The sequence below is a fragment of the Halomonas sp. JS92-SW72 genome (genome assembly GCF_003547075.1).
GTDB classification, from domain to species: Bacteria; Pseudomonadota; Gammaproteobacteria; order Pseudomonadales; family Halomonadaceae; genus Halomonas; species Halomonas alkalicola.
Genome location: NZ_CP032147.1, coordinates 2,539,835 through 2,557,765 on the forward strand (window position 1 = coordinate 2,539,835; position 17,931 = coordinate 2,557,765).

Here is a 17,931-nt window from a genome sequence, read left to right on the forward strand (position 1 = left end):
TACCGCCTTTTCATGACGTTTATCAGAACCCTGTTCTTTTCCCTGGTCTGGCTGCTGGTGTCCCTCACCACGGCCGTGACCCTGGGCGTGGTGGGCGCCGCGCTCTACTTTGCCCCCGGGCTGCCCGATGTGCGCCAGCTTCAGGACTTCGAGCTGCACTCCCCGCTGCGCATCTTCACCCGCGACGGCAAGCTGATCGGCGAGTTCGGCGAGGAGCGTCGCATGCCGGTGGAGTTCGACGAGATCCCCGGTGACTTCATCCAGGCACTGCTGGCCGCCGAGGACGCCAATTTCTTCGAGCACCGCGGCGTCGATCCCAGGGGCCTGGCGCGCGCCGCCGTGGAGCTCGCCTCCAGCGGCGGCGAGATCCAGTCGGGCGGTTCCACCATCACCATGCAGGTGGCGCGCAACTACCTGCTGACCCTGGACCGCACCTTCACCCGCAAGATCCGAGAGATCCTGCTGGCCCTGCAGATGGAGCAGGTGCTCACCAAGGAGGAGATCCTCGAGCTCTACGTCAACAAGATCTTCCTCGGCAACCGCGCCTATGGCATCGCCGCCGCCGCGGAGACCTACTACAACCGCCCGCTCGGCGAGCTGACCCTGGCCGAGAAGGCGATGATTGCCGGCCTGCCCAAGGCGCCGTCGGCCTTCAACCCCCTGGCCAACCCGGAGCGCTCGCTGATCCGCCGCAACTGGATCCTCTACCGCATGCGCCAGCTGGGCCATATCGACCAGGCCGCCTACGACGAGGCGGTCCAGGCGCCGATCACCGCCCGCCGCTACGTGGCCCAGACCGAGGTGGACGCCGACTACGTGGCGGAGATGGCCCGCCAGTTCGCCGTGGAGCGCTTCGGCGAGGAGGCCTACACCGGCGGCTACCGCATCCACACCACCCTGGACGGCGAGCTGCAGCCCTTCGCCCGTCGCGCCCTGGCCGACGGCCTGATCGCCTACGACACCCGCCACGGGTGGCGCGGCGCCGAACAGCGCGACCTTCCGGCGAGCCTCGTGGAGGCCCAGGCGCGCACCGACCGTCGCGGCCTGGAGGAGGAGCTCGACGAGTCCCCCGAGATCCTGGAGACCGCCCAGCGCGCTGCCGAGCGCAGCCAGACCGAGGTCGAGGGCATCGAGGGCGATGTCAGCAACTGGGTTCAGGTGCTGGAGCGCACTGCGGGCCTCGGCCCGCTGCAGCCGGCCATCGTGGTGGAGAGCAGCGGCCGCGAGATGCGCGTGCTGACCCGCGGCGGCGAAGTTCGCACCATCGCCTGGGACGGCCTCTCCTGGGCGCGGGCCTACCGCGGCCCGCGGGCCCGCGGCCCCGAGCCCGGCTCCGCCGCCGAAATCGCCCGCCGCGGCGACCTGATCCGCGTGCTGGAGCGCGAGGACGGCAGCCTGCGCCTGGCCCAGCGCCCGGACGCCGAGGGCTCCCTGGTGGTGATGCACCCCGACACCGGCGCCATCCTGGCGCTGCAGGGCGGCTTCAGCTTCCAGGCCAGCAAGTTCAACCGCGCCGTCCAGGCCCAGCGCCAGTCGGGCTCGATCTTCAAGCCGTTCATCTACCTGGCGGCTCTGGACAGCGGCCTGATGACCGCGGCCAGCGTGGTCAACGATGCCCCGGTGGTGGTCCAGGACGGCAGCAGCGAGCTGTGGCGACCGGTCAATGCCAGCGGCGACTTCCTCGGCCCGACCCGCCTGCGCGTGGCGCTCGCCCGCTCGCGCAACCTGGTGACCATCCGGGTGCTGCAGGAGGTGGGGCTCGATGCCACCATCGACTTCCTGGAGGGCTTCGGCTTCGCCAGCTCGCGCCTGCCCCGGGGGCTCTCCCTGGCGCTGGGCAGCGCCGACCTGACCCCGCTGGAGATGACCAACGCCTATGCGGTGCTGGCCAACGGCGGCTACCAGGTCACCCCCTGGTTCATCGAACGCATCACCCGCGGCGACGACGAGCGGCTGATCGAGGAGGCCACCCCCATGGTGGTGTGCCGCGACTGCCCCAACGGCCAGACCGAGGTGGAGATCGACGGCCGACTCCACCCGGTGGCACCGCGAGTGGTCGACCCGATGTCCGCCTACATCCTGACCGACATGCTGCGCGACGTGATCGACAGCGGCACCGGCCGCGCCGCCCAGTCGCTGGGCCGTGGCGATATCGTCGGCAAGACCGGCACCACCAACAACCAGCGCGACGCCTGGTTCGCCGGCTACAACGCCGACCTGGTGGCCACCGTGTGGCTGGGCAAGGACAACAACGAGACCACCGCCGAGTACGGCGCCAACGCCGCCCTGCCGATCTGGATCGACTTCATGGGGGACGCCCTGGCGGGCCGCCCCGAGGCGAAGCATCCGCGGCCCGCCAGCCTGGTCACCGCCCGGGTCGACCCGGACAGCGGCCGCCTGCTGCCCGACGGCCACGGCGGCGGCATCAGCGAGCTCTTCCATCCGGATCACCTGCCCAGCTTCCAGCCGCAGCGCGTCGAGCGCGAAGTGGAGCAGCACAGCGGCTCCCAGGGCACCGGCGCCTACGAGGCGATCTTCTAGCGCTGCCTGCCGGGGCGGCAAGGATGCCGCCCCGCCCTCTCACGCACCCCGCTTCCACGCCCGCTGGGATTCACTCACCGGTCATATGGGGATGCCCATGCCACACCTTGCCAGCCGCCTGCTGATCCTGGCGCTGGGGCTCGCCGCCAGCGGCGGCGCCCTCGCCAGCCCCTTCTACGCCCCGCCCTCCACCGGCGAGAAGCCCCATGGTTTCAGCGGTGAGGCCGAGCTCGGCTACACCCACCTCGCCGGCAATACCGACAGCCAGACGCTGATCGGCAAGAGCCAGCTGACCTGGCTGCGCGATCGCTGGACCCACCTGCTGCGCGGTGAGGTGCGGCACGTCTCCCGGGACGGCGAGGCCAGCGCCGAACAGTATCGCCTGACCGGGCGCGAACGCTACGACCTGGAGGGCCCCCACTACCTGTTCGGCTTCGCCCGCTGGGAGAAGGATCGCTTCAGCGGCTACGACCAGCAGCTGGCCGCCATCGCCGGCTACGGCCGCGACCTGATCGAGGGCGAGCGCCACCGGCTCTCGCTGGAGGCCGGCCCCGGCTATCGCCGCGACCGCATCGATACCGAGCCCGACGCCTCCCTCGCCGTGGCCTACGGGGCCCTGGACTGGCACCTCGAGGCCACCGAGACCACCACCCTCAAGCAGGAGCTCTCGGTGGAGGCCACCGACGACAACACCACCTCCCGCTCGCTCTCCTCGCTGACCGCGCGGCTCAACTCGCGCCTGGCGCTGCGCCTCTCTCACGAGATCAAGCGCAACTCCCAGCCCCCGGAGGGCGCCGAGGCGCGCACCGACCACACCACCAGCGCCTCGCTGCTCTACAGCTGGTAGGCGTCAGCACCGTTACCAACACCCAGACACGACGACGCCGGCCCGAGGGCCGGCGTCGCGGAGGCCGATGAGCCATACGTTACACGCCGCGCATTACACGCCGTAAACGTCGTCCACGCTCTTCAGCGGATAGTGGGAGGGGTAGGGCCGACGCGCCACGCCGGAATCCACCGCCGCCTGCGCCACCGCGGAGGTGATCCGCTCCAGCAGGCGCACATCCACCGGGGTGGGGATGATGTACTCGCGGCCGAAGCTCATCTCGCTCTTCTCGTAGGCATCCAGCACCTCCTGGGGCACCGGCTCGCGGGCCAGGTCCTTCAGGGCATGAACCGCGGCCACCTTCATCTCCTCATTGATGCGGGTGGCGCGCACGTCCAGGGCACCGCGGAAGATGAAGGGGAAGCCCAGCACGTTGTTGACCTGGTTCGGGTAGTCCGAGCGACCGGTGGCCATGATCACGTCGGGGCGCACTTCGCGTGCCAGGTCGGGGTGGATCTCCGGATCCGGGTTGGTGCAGGCGAAGACCACCGGGTTGGGCGCCATCTTGCGGATGTGGTCGGCGCTCATCAGGCCGGGGCCGGAGAGGCCGACGAAGACGTCGGCGCCATCGATGGCGTCATCCAGGGTGCGCTTGTCGGTGTCGACGGCGAACATCGCCTTGTAGGGGTTGAGATCCTCGCGACCGGTGTGGATCACGCCCTTGCGGTCGAGCATCACGAGGTTCTCGGCGCGCGCACCGCAGGCCACCAGCAGCTTCATGCAGGCGATGGCCGCCGCGCCGGCACCCATGCAGACGATGCTGGCGTCCTCGAGGCGCTTGCCGGCGATCTCCAGGGCGTTGAGCATGCCCGCCGCGGTCACGATGGCGGTGCCGTGCTGGTCATCGTGGAAGACCGGAATGCTGCACTGCTCGATCAAGGCCTGCTCGATCTCGAAGCACTCCGGCGCCTTGATGTCCTCGAGGTTGATGCCCCCCCAGGTATCGGCGATGCGCGCCACGGTGTCGATGAAGGCCTGGGGGCTCTCGGAGTTGACCTCGATGTCCACGGAGTTGATACCGGCAAAGCGCTTGAACAGCACGCCCTTGCCCTCCATGACCGGCTTGCTGGCCAGGGCGCCCAGATTGCCCAGCCCCAGGATGGCGCTGCCATCGGAGATCACCGCCACCAGGTTGCCCTTGCCGGTGTAGCGGTAGGCGTTCTCGGGGTCGCGGGCGATCTCTCGGCACGGCTCGGCCACGCCCGGGCTGTAGGCCAGGGCGAGGTCCCTGGCGGTAGCGGTGGGCTTGGTCAGCTCGATGGAGAGCTTTCCGGGGATGGGCTTGGCGTGATAGTCCAGCGCGGCCTGTCTTGCATCACTCATAGAGGGTGGGTTCCGGTCAGGGTGAAATCGTCCGTCCACGATATAGAAAAACCTTCCACCACTCAAGTCTCGCGGTTTTCTCGCCTTTTGTACGCTCGTTTGACGCCGATGGCAGCCATTTGCTGCAACTTATGCCTGACGAGCCAGCCATAAGCCATCCCTTATCACAGCGCCCAACATGAAAAAAACCCGCCACGATGGGCGGGTTCTTCGACGGTCCGGGGAACGCCTGGGCGATCAGCGCTTGATGGCGGCACCGAAACGCTTGTTGAAGCGCTCGACGCGACCGCCGGTGGTCGCCTGCTTCTGCTTGCCGGTGTAGAAGGGGTGGCACTGGGAGCAGACGTCCAGGGAGAAGTCGTGGCCGGAGGTGGAGCCCACCTGGAAGCTGGCGCCACAGGAGCAGGTCGCGTTGACCGTCTTGTATTCGGGATGGATACCTTGTTTCATCTTGAGCCTCGTTGAGCTGCATGCCGCCACCTGATCTGCTGCCAGGCACCGCATACGGGTTGTCTATCGGTCGCGCTGACTGATGGTCACGAAAACCGCAAGCGCGAGTGCAAACCGGTCGTTCCGCCCTGGCCGAACTCGGCAGGCAGGGAGGCGCAACATTCTAGCAGAGCCAATCCCGGAGGCCAATTGCCCATCTCGACTCCGCCCCCGCGCGTGCTGGGCGTCGCGGTTCCCTCGCCGCTGCGCAGACTGTTCGACTATCGCCCTGCCGGTGCGCCGCCGCCCGGCGGCTGGGCCCCGGGGCTGCGCGTGAGGGTGCCCTTCGGGCGGCGCGAGGTGGTCGGCGTGGTGATGGAGTGCCGCGAGCGCAGCGAGCTGCCGCTGGCCGAGCTCAGGCCCGTCGCCGCCTGCCTGGACGCCGCTCCCCTGCCCGCCGACTGGCTCTGGCTGTGCCGCTTCACCGCCCGCTATTACCAGCACTCCCTGGGGGACACCCTGCACCAGGCCATGCCGGTGCTGCTGCGCCAGGGCCGCGCCCTGGAGGGGCGCACCCGAGAGCGCTGGCAGCTCACCGCCGCGGGCCGTGACGCGCCCGCCGAGACCCTGTCCCGCGCCCCGCGCCAGGCCGAGCTGCTGGCGATGCTCGCCCAGCATCCCCACGGCCTGGCCGCCCAGGCGATCCTGGCCCAGTCGTTTTCCCGCGACCAGCTCAGGGCCCTGGCCACCAAGGGGCTGGTGGCGTCCCGCGAGGAGCCGCTCACCGCTCGCTCCCGGCCAGATGCCGACCAGCTGCTGGCGGAGCCCGCCCTGCCCCTCAACCGCGAGCAGGCCACGGCGCTGGCCGCCCTGCACGAGCGCCTGGAGGCCTATCACCCCTGCCTGCTGGAGGGGGTCACCGGCAGCGGCAAGACCGAGGTCTACCTGCAGCTGATCGAGGCGGTGGTGGGGCGCGGGCGCCAGGCGCTGGTGCTGGTGCCGGAGATCGGCCTCACTCCCCAGACCCTGGCCCGCTTCCGCAAGCGCTTCCGGGTGCCGGTGGTGGCCCTGCACTCCGGCCTCACCGACCACGAGCGGCTGGACGCCTGGGAAGCCGCCGCCAGCGGCCGCGCGCCCATCGTGATCGGCACCCGCTCGGCGATCTTCACCCCGCTGGCGCGTCCCGGCGCCATCATCGTCGACGAGGAGCACGACGGCTCCTACAAGCAGCAGGACGGCCTGCGCTACCACGCCCGGGACCTGGCGGTGGCCCGCGCCCACCATCACGGCATCCCGCTGCTGCTCGGCAGTGCCACCCCTTCGCTTGAGAGCCTGGCCAAGGCGCGCAGCGGCGAGTGGCGCCATCTGCCGCTGACCCGCCGCGCCACCCGCCATGCCCCCGCCCGGCTGGAGCTGATCGACCTGCGCGGCCGGCCCCGCCAGGGCGGCCTGATCCCGCCGGTGCTCGACGCCATCCGCGAGACCCTGGGCGCCGGTCACCAGGTGCTGGTGTTCATCAACCGCCGCGGCTTCGCGCCGACCCTGGCCTGCCACGCCTGCGGCTGGCTGGCCGAGTGCGACGCCTGCGACGCCCGCATGACCCTGCACCGCCAGCCGCCGCTGCTCGCCTGCCACCACTGCGACCGCCGCCGGGCGCTTCCGGAGAGCTGCCCGCAGTGCGGCAGCATCGACCTGCGCCCCCTGGGCAGCGGCACCGAACGCACCGAGGAGACCCTGGCCGGCCTCTTCCCGAAGGTGCCGGTGCACCGCATCGACCGCGACAGCACCCGCCGCCGCGACGCCTTCGAGCAGGCGCTGGCCGAGGTGCGCCGAGGCGAGCCCTGCCTGCTGGTGGGCACCCAGATGCTGGCCAAGGGCCACCACCTGCCCCACGTCACCCTGGTGGTGGTGGTCAACGCCGACGCCGGCCTCTATGCCAGCGATTTTCGCGCCCTGGAGCAGAGTGCCCAGCTGCTGGTGCAGGTGGCCGGCCGCGCCGGCCGCGCCGCCCACCCCGGCCGGGTGCTGGTACAGACCATGCACCCGGATGACCCCCACCTGCGCCTGCTGGCCGAGCGGGGCTACGCCGCCCTGGCCGAGCAGCTGCTCGCGGAGCGCCGCGCCGCCGCCCTGCCCCCCTTCCGCTTCCTCGCCCTGCTGCGCCTGGAGAGCGCCAGGGAAGAGGCCGCCGGCGAGCTCGCCCGGCGCGCCGCCGCCGCGCTGCGCGGCTGGCTGGCCGAGCGCGAGCTCGCGGTGGAGTGCCTCGGCCCGGTGCCGGCCCCCATGGAGCGCCGCCAGGGGCGCTACCACCTGCAGGTGATGCTCAGCGCCGAACGGCGCAGCGCCCTCCACGAGGCCTGCGCCTGGCTGACCGCCTGGCTGGAGGCCGCGCCCGAGGCGCGCCGCACCCGCTGGTCGCTGGATATCGACCCCCAGACGCTCAGCTGACGCCCGCCCTTTAAAGCCGCGCCACAATTGCCGATAATGGCCGGCCGTGCCCGCTCCGGGCTCCGCTTCCATGCCCGCGCCGCGGGCGAGCGCCTCGTTAGCGCCGGTTCATCGGCCGCTCGCCCCGCTCGACGCCACAGGACATCCGACGCTCCATGAAAGAGACCATCGTTTCGCTGCTCGAAGGCGCCCTCGACACCCTCCGGCAGCAGGGCGTGCTGCCCGCCGACCTCGCCCCGCCCATCAAGGTCGACCCGACCCGGGACAAGGCCCACGGCGACTACGCCACCAACCTCGCGCTGATGCTGGCCAAGCCCGCCGGCAGGAAGCCCCGGGAGCTGGCCGAGGCCCTGATCGCCGCCCTCCCCGAGAGCGACGCCATCCGCCAGGTGGAGATCGCCGGCCCCGGCTTCGTCAACTTCTTCGCCGCCACCGACGCCGCCGCCCAGGTGGTGCGCCAGGTGCTCGACTCAGGCGACGCCTATGGCCGCAGCCTGATCGGGCAGGGCGCCAAGGTGCAGGTGGAGTTCGTCTCCGCCAACCCCACCGGGCCGCTGCACGTGGGCCACGGGCGCGGCGCGGCCATCGGCGACTGCATCTGCCGCCTGCTCGAGGCCACCGGCTACGACGTCACCCGCGAGTTCTACTACAACGACGCCGGCGCCCAGATCGGCAACCTGGCGCTCTCGGTGCAGGCCCGCGTCAAGGGGCTCGACCCCGACCACGAGAGCTGGCCCGCCGACGGCTACCGGGGCGGCTACATCATCGATGTGGCCAACGCCTACCTGGCCGGCGAGACCGTCCACGCCGACGACCGCCACGTCACCGGCAAGGGCGACCCGGACGACCTCGAAGCGATCCAGGAGTTCGCCGTGGCCTACCTGCGCCGCGAGCAGGACCTCGACCTCAAGGCCTTCGGGGTGCACTTCGACGTCTACTTCCTGGAGTCCTCGCTCTACCGCGACGGCAAGGTGGAGGCCGCCGTCGAGCGCCTGGTGGCGAACGGCCACACTTATGAGCAGGACGGCGCCCTGTGGCTGCGCACCACCGCCTTCGGCGATGACAAGGACCGGGTGATGCGCAAGAGCGACGGGCAGTACACCTACTTCCTGCCGGACGTCGCCTACCACCTCGACAAGTGGCAGCGCGGCTTCACCACCGTGGTCAACGAGCAGGGGGCCGACCACCACTCCACCGTGACCCGGGTCCGCGCCGGCCTGCAGGCGCTGGAGGCCGGCATTCCCCAGGGCTGGCCCGACTACGTGCTGCACCAGATGGTGATGGTCACCCGCTCCGGCGTGGAGGTGAAGCTCTCCAAGCGCGCCGGCAGCTACGTCACCGTCCGCGACCTGATCGACGAGGTGGGTCGCGACGCCACCCGCTTCTTCCTGGCCGCTCGTCGGGCCGACTCCCAGCTCACCTTCGACATCGACCTGGCGCGCTCCCAGTCCAACGACAACCCGGTCTACTACGTGCAGTACGCCCACGCCCGGGTGTGCAGCGTGATGCGTCGCGCCGAGGCCGACGGCCTGGCATTCGACCACGCCCAGGCGATGGCCAGCCTGGGCCGGCTCGAGGAGGCCCAGGAGAAGGCGCTGATGAACCGCCTGGCCCGCTACCCCGAGGTGGTCGAGCACGCCGCCGCAAACCGGGAGCCCCAGCAGGTCGCCCAGTACCTGCTGGACCTGGCCGCCGACTTCCATACCTGCTACAACGCGGTGAAGGTGATGGTCGAGGATGACGCCCTGCGCAACGCTCGCCTGGCCCTGGGCCTGGCGACCCGCCAGGTACTGCGCAACGGCCTGGACCTGATGGGAGTCAGCGCCCCCGAGGAGATGTAACCCATGGCGACCCGCAAGCAGACGCCGCCGAAGCGTCGAGGCGCCACCAGCAGTCGCCGCCAGGCCAGCAGGCCGCGCCGCGAGTGGCGCCTGCCCGGCTGGGTATGGGGCCTGGCCGGTCTGGTGGGCGGCTTCCTGCTCTCCCAGCACCAGCACGGGGTGGCGCCCTGGCAGGTCGAGGACTCACCCCTGGCCACGGTGCTGCCGCGCAGCGCCCCGCCGGAGCCCGAGGCCGCGGCACCGGCGAAGCCCAGCGAGCCGCGCATGCCCACCTTCGAGTTCTACACCCTGCTGCCGGAGTCCGAGGTGATCGCCCCGCGCGGCGAGATGCCCTCCTCCACGGCGCGCCCGCCGGCGCCGCCTCCCGTCGAGGAGACGGCCGCCGCCGAGCCCGGCGACGACCCCATTGCCCAGGTGATCGCCGCCAACCTGGCCGCCGACCGCAGCGAGGAAGCGAGCCCGGCCGCCGAGCCAGCCCCCCAGGCCGCCGCCAGCAACGGCCACCGCTACATGCTGCAGGCCGCCTCCTTCCGCGAGTCCGGCGACGCCCAGCAGCTGCAGCGCCGCCTGCGCGACTTCGGCCTGCTGGCCCAGGTCAGCGAGGTCAAGGCCTCCGGCGGCGAGACCTGGCACCGCGTCCAGGTCGGCCCCTACGACGACAACCGCGAGCTCAGCCGCGCCCAGGACCTGATGGTCACCCAGGGCATCGAGCCGCTGCTGATCCGGCTCCAGAACTAGCGGCTCCAGAACTATCCGCCCCGGAGCCAGGCCAGCGCCGATTCAGGGCCGCGCTCGCGCCCTGAGTCGGCGACGCCCCTGACGTCTTGAATTCAGGGCTCATCGCCCGCACCTCTCCCTTCAGCCTATTCGCGGCGCCCGGGTCACCCCCGCGGCGCCGAAAGTCATCGGGAGCCCTCTGCTCCCCCAAGGAGACACACCTCCATGACCACGATCGTATCCGTGCGCCGCGGTGACCAGGTGGCGCTGGCCGGCGACGGCCAGGTGTCGCTGGGCAACACCGTGATGAAGGGCAACGCCAGCAAGGTCCGCCGCCTCTACCGCGGCGAGGTGCTGGCAGGCTTCGCCGGCGGGACCGCCGACGCCTTCACCCTCTTCGAGCGCTTCGAGGCGCAGCTGGAGAAGTACCAGGGCAACCTGGTCAAGGCCGCCGTGGAGCTGGCCAAGGACTGGCGCACCGACCGCGCCCTGCGCCGCCTGGAGGCGCTGCTGGCCGTGGCCAACAAGGACGCCTCGCTGATCATCACCGGCAACGGCGACGTGGTGGAACCCGAGCGCGGCATCATCGCCATCGGCTCCGGCGGCAACTTCGCCCTGGCCGCGGCCCGGGCCCTGCTCGAGAACACCGACCTCTCGGCCAAGGAGATCACCGAGAAGTCGCTGGCGATCGCCGGTGACATCTGCGTGTTCACCAACCACCACGTCACCCTCGAAACGCTCTGAAGGCTGCCCCCATGACCCAGATGACCCCCCGCGAGATCGTCCACGCCCTGGACCAGTACATCATCGGCCAGCAGGACGCCAAGCGCGCCGTGGCCATCGCCCTGCGCAACCGCTGGCGCCGCATGCAGCTCGACGCCGACCTGCGCCAGGAGGTGACGCCCAAGAACATCCTGATGATCGGCCCCACCGGGGTGGGCAAGACCGAGATCGCAAGGCGCCTGGCCAAGCTGGCCCGCGCCCCCTTCATCAAGGTGGAGGCCACCAAGTTCACCGAGGTGGGCTACGTGGGCCGCGACGTGGACTCCATCATCCGCGACCTGACCGAGGCCGCCATCAAGCTGGTGCGCGAGCAGGCCAAGGAGGAGGTGGGCCACCGTGCCGAGGACGCCGCCGAGGACCGCATCCTCGACGCCCTGCTGCCGCCGCCCCGCGGCCAGGAGGACGCGCCCCGCCAGGACGGCGGGACCCGCCAGATCTTTCGCAAGAAGCTCCGCGAGGGTCAGCTCGACGACAAGGAGATCGACATCGAGCTGACCCAGCAGGGCCCCGGCATCGACATCATGACCCCGCCGGGCATGGAGGAGATGACCCAGCAGCTGCAGAGCCTCTTCTCCGGCATGGGCAAGCAGAAGAGCGAGACCCGCCGGGTCACGGTGAAGGACGCCTTCGCCCTGCTGCGCGACGAGGAGGCCAGCAAGCTGGTCAATGAGGAGGAGATCAAGAGCCGCGCCATCGAGGCGGTGGAGCAGCACGGCATCGTCTTCCTCGACGAGATCGACAAGGTGGCCAAGGGCAGCGGCCAGTCCAGCGGCGGCGAGGTCTCCCGCGAGGGGGTGCAGCGCGACCTGCTGCCGCTGATCGAGGGCTCCACGGTCTCCACCAAGTACGGCATGGTGAAGACCGACCACATCCTGTTCATCGCCTCCGGCGCCTTCCACCTGTCGCGCCCCTCGGACCTGATTCCCGAGCTGCAGGGTCGCCTGCCGATCCGCGTGGAGCTCAACGCCCTGACCCCGGAGGACTTCAAGCGCATCCTCACCGAGCCCTCCGCGGCGCTCACCAAGCAGTACCAGGCGCTGCTGGCCACCGAGGGCCTCGAGATCGAGTTCACCGCCGACGGCATCGAGCGCATCGCCGAGATCGCCTGGCGGGTCAACGAGGGCACCGAGAACATCGGCGCGCGCCGACTGCATACCGTGATGGAGCGCCTGCTGGAGGAGGCTTCCTACAAGGGCAGCGACATCGGCAGCCCGCTGACCATCGACGCCGCCTACGTGGACTCCCAGCTCGGCGAGCTGGCCATGGACGAGGACCTGTCGCGGTATATCCTGTAACCACGACCAATCGCCACCACCACTCCCGAGGAGCCGGGTGCCGTAGCGAAGCGATATCTACCCGTGAGCGCTGAGGCAAGCGCAGCCGCGCACGGCGCTCGCCAGGGATGGCGAGCGAGCCTCACTCGTGAGGGAGTATGTTGTGAGGCGACGTGCAAGCGGCAAGCGCAGCCACAGGGTTTCGCTCACGGGATCGCGAGCACGGCAACCGGCATCCTCCAGCGCCAGAGGCGGAAGCCAGCATGACAGCCCCCACCCCCACCCCCACCCGAGTGCACTACCACCGCAAGGCCCAGGAGCTCGAGCTCGGCTACGAGAACGGCGAGAGCTACCGGCTTGCGGTGGAGTACCTGCGGGTCTTCTCCCCCTCCGCCGAGGTGCGCGGCCACGGCCGCGGCCAGGAAACCCTGCAGGTCGGCAAGAAGTTCGTCGGCCTCAAGGACATCACCCCCGCCGGCCGCTACGCCCTCAAGCTGCACTTCGACGACGGCCACGACAGCGGCCTCTTCAGCTGGGACTACCTGTGGTGGCTGATCGAGCAGCGCGAGGCCAACTGGGCGGACTACCTGCAGCGCCTGGAGGACGCCGGCGCCAGCCGCGAGCCGCTGGGCATCGAAATCAGGCAGCTCTAACCCCCGTCAAGACAATCGCCATCGCGGGACGCTACAATGTCGCCCATTCGAGGCAGCGGCCTCTCCCATGCAGCGATTCGGGAGCCCCATCGCATGAGCGCCAACCCCAGCTCCAGGGACAAGCAGACCACCCACTTCGGCTACCAGGAAGTGCCCGTCGAGGAGAAGGCCACCCGGGTGGCCGATGTCTTCCACTCCGTGGCCGCCCGCTACGACGTCATGAACGACCTGATGTCCTTCGGCATCCACCGCCTGTGGAAGCGCCTGACCATCGAGCGCGCCGGGGTGCGCCCGGGTCACAGCGTGCTCGACATCGCCGGCGGCACCGGCGACCTGACCCTCAAGTTCTCGCGCCTGGTGGGGCCGCGCGGGCGCGTGGTGCTGGCCGACATCAACGAGTCCATGCTGCGCGTGGGCCGCGACAAGCTCCTCGACCGCGGCGTCGGCGGCAACGTCGAATACGTCCAGGCCAACGCCGAGTGCCTGCCCTTCCCGGACAACACCTTCGACTGCATCACCATCGCCTTCGGCCTGCGCAACGTCACCGACAAGGACGCCGCCCTGCGCTCCATGGCCCGGGTGCTCAAGCCCGGCGGACGCCTGCTGGTGCTGGAGTTCTCCAAGCCTCCGAGCGCTCTGCTCTCGAAGGTCTATGACGAGTACTCCTTCCGGCTGCTGCCGAAGATCGGCGAGGTGGTCGCCAACGATGCCGACAGCTATCGCTACCTGGCCGAATCGATCCGCATGCACCCCGACCAGGAGACCCTGAAGGGGATGATGGAGGCGGCCGGCCTGGAGCGCGTCGAGTACACCAACCTCACCGGGGGCATCGTCGCCCTGCACCGCGGCATAAAGCTCTGAGGTGGGCATGGCGTTGACCCCGACCCTGCTGCTGGCCGGCCTGGAGCGCACCCTCAATACCCTGCTCGCCCGCGACCCGGCGGCCCCCTCGCGGCTTGCCCGGCTCGCCGGCCAGCGGCTGCTGCTGCGCCTGGAGAACCCCGAGCTGGCCCTGGCGATCCACTACCATGCCCACGGCCTCGACCTGCTGCGCCCGGACGACGCCGACGAGACGGCCTTCGACGCCGTGGTGGAGCTGGACGCCGAGACCGCAGGCGCCCTGCTCGGTGGCGCCTCCCTGGAGCGGCTGATGTTCCAGGGGAGGCTGGCGGTGCGCGGGCGTATCCCGCTGCTGGAGGCCACCCGCGACCTGCTGCTCGACCTCGACCCGGACTGGGAGGGCGAACTGGCCCGCTGGCTGGGCGATGTGCCCGCCAACAGCCTCGCCGAGGGGTTGCGCCGCCTGGGCCGCTTCGGGCTGCGCACCCGGGAGGAGTTCTGTGCCGACCTCTCCGAATACCTGGTGGAGGAGGCGCGCTGGCTGCCCGGCCGCCCACAGCTGGAGGTGCTGCGCGACCACCTCACCGAGCTGGAGATCGCCACCGACCGCCTGGAGGCACGCCTGGCGCGCCTGCACCGCCGCCTGGCGGCGCAGCAGGCCGAGCGGGTGACGCCATGATGCTGCTGCGGCTGCTGCGCATCCTCTGGGTGATCACCCGCTATCGGCTCGACACCCTGATTCCCCTGGAGCGCCTGCCCTGGGCGCTGCGCACTCTCTTCAGGCTCTCGCCGCTGCGCCTGGTGCCCATCGGCGAGCGCTCTCGCGGTGCGCGCCTGCGCCTGGCGCTGGAATCGCTGGGCCCCATCTTCGTCAAGTTCGGCCAGGTGCTCTCCACCCGCCGCGACCTGCTGCCGGCAGACATCGCCGACGAGATGAAGCGCCTGCAGGACCAGGTGCCCCCCTTCCCCGGCGACCAGGCGCTGGCCGTGGTGGAGGAGGAGCTCGGCATGACCGTGGCGCTGGCCTTCGCCCACTTCGACGCCGAGCCGCTGGCCTCGGCCTCCATCGCCCAGGTGCATGGCGCGCGCCTGCACAGCGGCGAGGAGGTGGTGGTCAAGATCATCCGCCCCGGCATCGACCGGGTGATGCGCCAGGACATGGCGCTGATGTACCGCTTCGCCCGGCTGCTGACCCTGGTACCCGAGGCGCGCCGCCTGCGCCCGGTGGAGGTGGTGCGCGACTACGAGGCGACGCTGTTCGACGAGCTCGACCTGCACAAGGAGGCCGCCAACACCTCCCAGCTCAAGCGCAACTTCAAGAACTCGCCGCTGCTCTACGTGCCGGCGATCCACTGGGAGCTGACCCGCCAGCGCGTCATGGTGCAGGAGCGCATCTACGGCGTTCCGGTGGCCGACATCGCCGCCCTCGAGGCCCAGGAGACCGACCTCAAGCGGCTCGCCGAGCGCGGCGTGGAGATCTTCTTCACCCAGGTGTTCCGCGACAACTTCTTCCACGCCGACATGCACCCCGGCAACATCTTCGTCGCCCGGGAGCATCCCCACGACCCCCAGTACATCGCGATCGACTGCGGCATCGTCGGCAGCCTGACCCGCGAGGACCAGGACTACCTGGCCCGCAACCTGCTGGCCTTCTTCCACCAGGACTACTACGAGGTGGCCGCCCTGCACATCGAGTCGGGCTGGGTCGGCGAGAATACGCGAGCCAACGAGTTCGCCGCGGCGATCCGCACGGTGTGCGAGCCGATCCTCGAAAAGCCCCTCAAGGACATCTCCTTCGGCCAGGTGCTGCTGGGCCTGTTCCAGACCGCGCGGCGCTTCGACATGGAGGTACAGCCCCAACTGGTGCTGCTGCAGAAGACCCTGCTCAACATCGAGGGGCTGGGCCGCCAGCTCTACCCCGACCTGGACCTCTGGAAGACCGCCAAGCCCTTCCTGGAGCAGTGGATGAAGGAGCGCGCCGGCACCCGGGGCTTCTGGGAGTCCCTCAAGCGCCAGGCGCCCGAGCTGACCCGCCAGCTTCCCGAACTGCCGGTGCTGGCCCACCAGGCGCTCTCCCAGATGGACCAGGAGAAGCGCCAGCGCCGCCGCCAGGGCGAGGCACTGGGCGGCATCCGCCAGCAGCTGGTTCGCGAGGGTCGGCGCGGCCGCCGCCTGCGCCTGGGGCTCTTGCTGGTGGCCCTGGCGCTGGCCTGGCAGCCGCTGAGCCAGTGGGCCGCCGGCCAGCCCTGGCCCGCCCTGGCCGCCGCCGTCCTCGGCCTGGCCCTGCTGGCCTGGCACTGACCCCCTCCACCTACGTCACGGAACCTTCATCCATGAGCGATATTCTCGAGCGCCTGCAAGCTGTCCTGGATCAACGCCGTCAGGGGGATCCGCAGGATTCCTACGTCGCCGCCTTGCATCACAAGGGCCTGAACAAGATACTCGAGAAGGTCGGCGAGGAAGCCACCGAGACGCTGCTCGCCGCCAAGGATGCGGAACGTGGCGGCGAGGCCGAGCGTGAGGCGTTGATCGCCGAGACGGCCGACCTGTGGTTTCATAGCCTGGTGATGCTGTCGCACCTCGACCTCGACCACCGCGCCGTGCTCGACGAGCTGGGCCGCCGCTTCGGCATCTCCGGCCACGACGAGAAGGCCGCCAGGCAGCAATAGATTCTTACGGCTCCCGGACAGGCCGGGGCCCCCTTCCAGAGGAAGCACACATGTTAGGTGGTATCAGTATCTGGCAGCTGCTGATCGTACTCGGCATCATCATCCTGATCTTCGGCACCAAGAAGCTGCGCAACGTCGGCAGCGACCTGGGTGGCGCCGTGAAGGGCTTCAAGAAGGCCATGCACGAGGAGGAGAAGGGCGAAGAGAAGGACGACGCCCAGACCCAGGCCCGCGTGGACCACAAGGAAGAGACCAACACCTACGACGTCCAGGCCGAGCGCAAGCCCGAGGAACAGGAAGAGCGCAAGTAAGCCGCCATGTTTGACATCGGCTTTCTCGAACTCATGTTCATCGGCGTGGTCGGCCTGCTGGTGCTGGGCCCGGAGCGGCTGCCCAAGGCGGCGCGCACCGCGGGGCTGTGGATCGGCAAGATCAAGCGTACCGTCTCCGGCATGCAGCGCGAGATCAGCGCCCAGCTCGAGGCGGAGGAGCTGCGCCAGAAGCTCAACGAGCAGCAGAAGAAGCTCGACGAGAGCGTGCGCCAGGTCCAGCGTGACGTGGAGAGCCTCGCCGAGCCCGACCGCCCTGCCGAGAGCAAGCCGGACCAGGCCCCCGCACCCAGCGCCGAGCAGCGCCTGGACGACGCCCTGGCCCGCGCCCGCCGCGACGGCGCCGGCAGTCAGGGGCCGGCAGACAATGCGCGTCCCGATGAACGCCCCGAGCCCACCGCCGCCGACAAGGACGCTTCCTCCCGATGAGCAAGACCGGTGACAGCCCGGAACAGCACCAGGCCACCCTGATCGAGCACCTGATCGAGCTGCGCTCGCGACTGCTGCGAAGCGTGGTGGCGATCCTGGTGATCTTCCTGGGCCTCTATGCCTTCGCCAACGACATCTACACCTTCGTGGCCCAGCCGCTGATGGCGCTGCTGCCGGAGGGGTCGCAGATGATCGCCACCGAGGTGGCCTCGCCCTTCCTGGCGCCCTTCAAGCTGACCCTGGTGGTGGCGGTGTTCATCGCCGTGCCCTATGTGCTGCACCAGGCGTGGGCCTTCGTGGCCCCGGGGCTCTACGACAACGAGAAGGCCCTGGCGCTGCCGATCCTGGCCTCCAGCGTGCTGCTCTTCTACGCCGGGGCGGCCTTCGCCTACTACGTGGTCTTCCCGCTGCTGTTCCAGTTCTTCACCCAGACGGGGCCGGAGAACGTGGCGGTGATGACCGACATCAACGCCTACCTCAACTTCGTGCTCAAGCTGTTCTTCGCCTTCGGGGTGGCCTTCGAGATTCCCATCGCCACCTTCCTGCTGATCGCCTCGGGCGCCACCACGGTGGAGAGCCTGTCGAAGAAGCGCCCCTACATCATCCTCGGCTGCTTCGTGGTGGGCATGCTGCTCACCCCCCCGGACGTGATCTCCCAGAGCCTGCTGGCGGTGCCCATGTACCTGCTCTACGAGGTGGGCCTGCTGTTCGGGCGCCTGGCACGCCGCAAGAAGCAGCGGCGCGCGGCGGACGAAGACGAGGCCTGAGC

Annotated in this window: 17 protein-coding genes; 15 read left to right on the forward strand and 2 right to left on the reverse strand. The window is 70.0% G+C overall.

Annotated elements, in window-relative coordinates; all coding sequences use genetic code 11:
* The first annotated feature begins 12 nt into the window (after positions 1 to 12).
* Together D1793_RS11875 and D1793_RS11880 are read left to right on the forward strand one after the other, a co-directional pair.
* The gene (locus D1793_RS11875) at positions 13 to 2,541 is read left to right on the forward strand and encodes a penicillin-binding protein 1A (protein ID WP_119022362.1); all 2,529 of its coding nucleotides are present in this window, start codon (positions 13 to 15) and stop codon (positions 2,539 to 2,541) included.
* Between the two features lie 97 nt (positions 2,542 to 2,638).
* Positions 2,639 to 3,388: a DUF481 domain-containing protein gene (locus tag D1793_RS11880; RefSeq protein ID WP_119022363.1), complete on the forward strand. Its 750-nt coding sequence runs from the start codon at positions 2,639 to 2,641 to the stop codon at positions 3,386 to 3,388.
* 93 nt (positions 3,389 to 3,481) lie between these two features.
* On the opposite strand, the gene D1793_RS11885 is transcribed toward D1793_RS11880, so the two are convergent.
* Both D1793_RS11885 and rpmE read right to left on the reverse strand, forming a co-directional pair.
* Positions 3,482 to 4,750, reverse strand: coding sequence for a malic enzyme-like NAD(P)-binding protein (locus D1793_RS11885; protein WP_119022364.1), 1,269 nt, complete (start codon positions 4,748 to 4,750; stop codon positions 3,482 to 3,484).
* A 237-nt stretch (positions 4,751 to 4,987) separates the two neighbouring features.
* On the reverse strand, positions 4,988 to 5,200 hold the full coding sequence (gene rpmE, locus D1793_RS11890; RefSeq protein WP_110068898.1) for a 50S ribosomal protein L31: 213 nt from the start codon (positions 5,198 to 5,200) through the stop codon (positions 4,988 to 4,990).
* A 189-nt stretch (positions 5,201 to 5,389) separates the two neighbouring features.
* Between rpmE and D1793_RS11895 the strand changes: the two genes are divergently transcribed.
* From D1793_RS11895 to tatC, 13 genes are all read left to right on the forward strand, one after another.
* Positions 5,390 to 7,627: a primosomal protein N' gene (locus D1793_RS11895; protein ID WP_205527541.1), complete on the forward strand. Its 2,238-nt coding sequence runs from the start codon at positions 5,390 to 5,392 to the stop codon at positions 7,625 to 7,627.
* 155 nt (positions 7,628 to 7,782) lie between these two features.
* Positions 7,783 to 9,468 carry an arginine--tRNA ligase gene (argS, locus tag D1793_RS11900; protein ID WP_119022366.1) on the forward strand — a complete coding sequence of 562 codons (1,686 nt, stop codon included), beginning with the start codon at positions 7,783 to 7,785 and terminating at the stop codon, positions 9,466 to 9,468.
* 3 nt (positions 9,469 to 9,471) lie between these two features.
* Entirely contained in the window at positions 9,472 to 10,206 is a 735-nt protein-coding gene (locus D1793_RS11905) for an SPOR domain-containing protein (protein ID WP_119022367.1), read from the forward strand.
* Between the two features lie 204 nt (positions 10,207 to 10,410).
* Positions 10,411 to 10,929: an ATP-dependent protease subunit HslV gene (hslV, locus tag D1793_RS11910; protein ID WP_119022368.1), complete on the forward strand. Its 519-nt coding sequence runs from the start codon at positions 10,411 to 10,413 to the stop codon at positions 10,927 to 10,929.
* An 11-nt stretch (positions 10,930 to 10,940) separates the two neighbouring features.
* A complete protein-coding gene (gene hslU, locus D1793_RS11915) occupies positions 10,941 to 12,263 on the forward strand; it encodes an ATP-dependent protease ATPase subunit HslU (RefSeq protein WP_119022369.1) in 1,323 nt (440 codons plus the stop codon).
* Positions 12,264 to 12,505: 242 nt separating this feature from the next.
* Positions 12,506 to 12,895: a DUF971 domain-containing protein gene (locus D1793_RS11920; protein WP_119022370.1), complete on the forward strand. Its 390-nt coding sequence runs from the start codon at positions 12,506 to 12,508 to the stop codon at positions 12,893 to 12,895.
* Positions 12,896 to 12,988: 93 nt separating this feature from the next.
* Positions 12,989 to 13,756 (forward strand): bifunctional demethylmenaquinone methyltransferase/2-methoxy-6-polyprenyl-1,4-benzoquinol methylase UbiE, encoded by a 768-nt coding sequence (gene ubiE / locus D1793_RS11925; protein WP_119022371.1) that lies wholly within the window; start codon positions 12,989 to 12,991, stop codon positions 13,754 to 13,756.
* Positions 13,757 to 13,763: 7 nt separating this feature from the next.
* Positions 13,764 to 14,414 carry an SCP2 sterol-binding domain-containing protein gene (locus D1793_RS11930; protein WP_119022372.1) on the forward strand — a complete coding sequence of 217 codons (651 nt, stop codon included), beginning with the start codon at positions 13,764 to 13,766 and terminating at the stop codon, positions 14,412 to 14,414.
* On the forward strand, positions 14,414 to 16,036 hold the full coding sequence (gene ubiB, locus D1793_RS11935; RefSeq protein ID WP_119023671.1) for a ubiquinone biosynthesis regulatory protein kinase UbiB: 1,623 nt from the start codon (positions 14,414 to 14,416) through the stop codon (positions 16,034 to 16,036). Before D1793_RS11930 ends, ubiB begins: the two co-directional genes overlap by 1 nt.
* A gap of 32 nt (positions 16,037 to 16,068) precedes the next feature.
* Entirely contained in the window at positions 16,069 to 16,404 is a 336-nt protein-coding gene (locus D1793_RS11940) for a phosphoribosyl-ATP diphosphatase (protein ID WP_119022373.1), read from the forward strand.
* 50 nt (positions 16,405 to 16,454) lie between these two features.
* Positions 16,455 to 16,715 (forward strand): Sec-independent protein translocase subunit TatA, encoded by a 261-nt coding sequence (gene tatA / locus D1793_RS11945; protein WP_119022374.1) that lies wholly within the window; start codon positions 16,455 to 16,457, stop codon positions 16,713 to 16,715.
* Positions 16,716 to 16,721: 6 nt separating this feature from the next.
* Positions 16,722 to 17,162, forward strand: coding sequence for a Sec-independent protein translocase protein TatB (tatB, locus tag D1793_RS11950; protein WP_119022375.1), 441 nt, complete (start codon positions 16,722 to 16,724; stop codon positions 17,160 to 17,162).
* Positions 17,159 to 17,929 carry a twin-arginine translocase subunit TatC gene (gene tatC / locus D1793_RS11955; RefSeq protein ID WP_119022376.1) on the forward strand — a complete coding sequence of 257 codons (771 nt, stop codon included), beginning with the start codon at positions 17,159 to 17,161 and terminating at the stop codon, positions 17,927 to 17,929. Before tatB ends, tatC begins: the two co-directional genes overlap by 4 nt.
* Positions 17,930 to 17,931 lie beyond the last annotated feature (2 nt).

What these genes read in the sequence shown, in the direction of transcription:
- D1793_RS11875 (WP_119022362.1), top strand. Translation starts at nt 13, where the DNA reads ATGACGTTTATCAGAACCCTGTTCTTTTCCCTGGTCTGGCTGCTGGTG.
- D1793_RS11880 (WP_119022363.1), top strand. Translation starts at nt 2,639, where the DNA reads ATGCCACACCTTGCCAGCCGCCTGCTGATCCTGGCGCTGGGGCTCGCC.
- D1793_RS11885 (WP_119022364.1), bottom strand. Translation starts at nt 4,750, where the DNA reads ATGAGTGATGCAAGACAGGCCGCGCTGGACTATCACGCCAAGCCCATC.
- rpmE (WP_110068898.1), bottom strand. Translation starts at nt 5,200, where the DNA reads ATGAAACAAGGTATCCATCCCGAATACAAGACGGTCAACGCGACCTGC.
- argS (WP_119022366.1), top strand. Translation starts at nt 7,783, where the DNA reads ATGAAAGAGACCATCGTTTCGCTGCTCGAAGGCGCCCTCGACACCCTC.
- D1793_RS11905 (WP_119022367.1), top strand. Translation starts at nt 9,472, where the DNA reads ATGGCGACCCGCAAGCAGACGCCGCCGAAGCGTCGAGGCGCCACCAGC.
- hslV (WP_119022368.1), top strand. Translation starts at nt 10,411, where the DNA reads ATGACCACGATCGTATCCGTGCGCCGCGGTGACCAGGTGGCGCTGGCC.
- hslU (WP_119022369.1), top strand. Translation starts at nt 10,941, where the DNA reads ATGACCCAGATGACCCCCCGCGAGATCGTCCACGCCCTGGACCAGTAC.
- D1793_RS11920 (WP_119022370.1), top strand. Translation starts at nt 12,506, where the DNA reads ATGACAGCCCCCACCCCCACCCCCACCCGAGTGCACTACCACCGCAAG.
- ubiE (WP_119022371.1), top strand. Translation starts at nt 12,989, where the DNA reads ATGAGCGCCAACCCCAGCTCCAGGGACAAGCAGACCACCCACTTCGGC.
- D1793_RS11930 (WP_119022372.1), top strand. Translation starts at nt 13,764, where the DNA reads ATGGCGTTGACCCCGACCCTGCTGCTGGCCGGCCTGGAGCGCACCCTC.
- ubiB (WP_119023671.1), top strand. Translation starts at nt 14,414, where the DNA reads ATGCTGCTGCGGCTGCTGCGCATCCTCTGGGTGATCACCCGCTATCGG.
- D1793_RS11940 (WP_119022373.1), top strand. Translation starts at nt 16,069, where the DNA reads ATGAGCGATATTCTCGAGCGCCTGCAAGCTGTCCTGGATCAACGCCGT.
- tatA (WP_119022374.1), top strand. Translation starts at nt 16,455, where the DNA reads ATGTTAGGTGGTATCAGTATCTGGCAGCTGCTGATCGTACTCGGCATC.
- tatB (WP_119022375.1), top strand. Translation starts at nt 16,722, where the DNA reads ATGTTTGACATCGGCTTTCTCGAACTCATGTTCATCGGCGTGGTCGGC.
- tatC (WP_119022376.1), top strand. Translation starts at nt 17,159, where the DNA reads ATGAGCAAGACCGGTGACAGCCCGGAACAGCACCAGGCCACCCTGATC.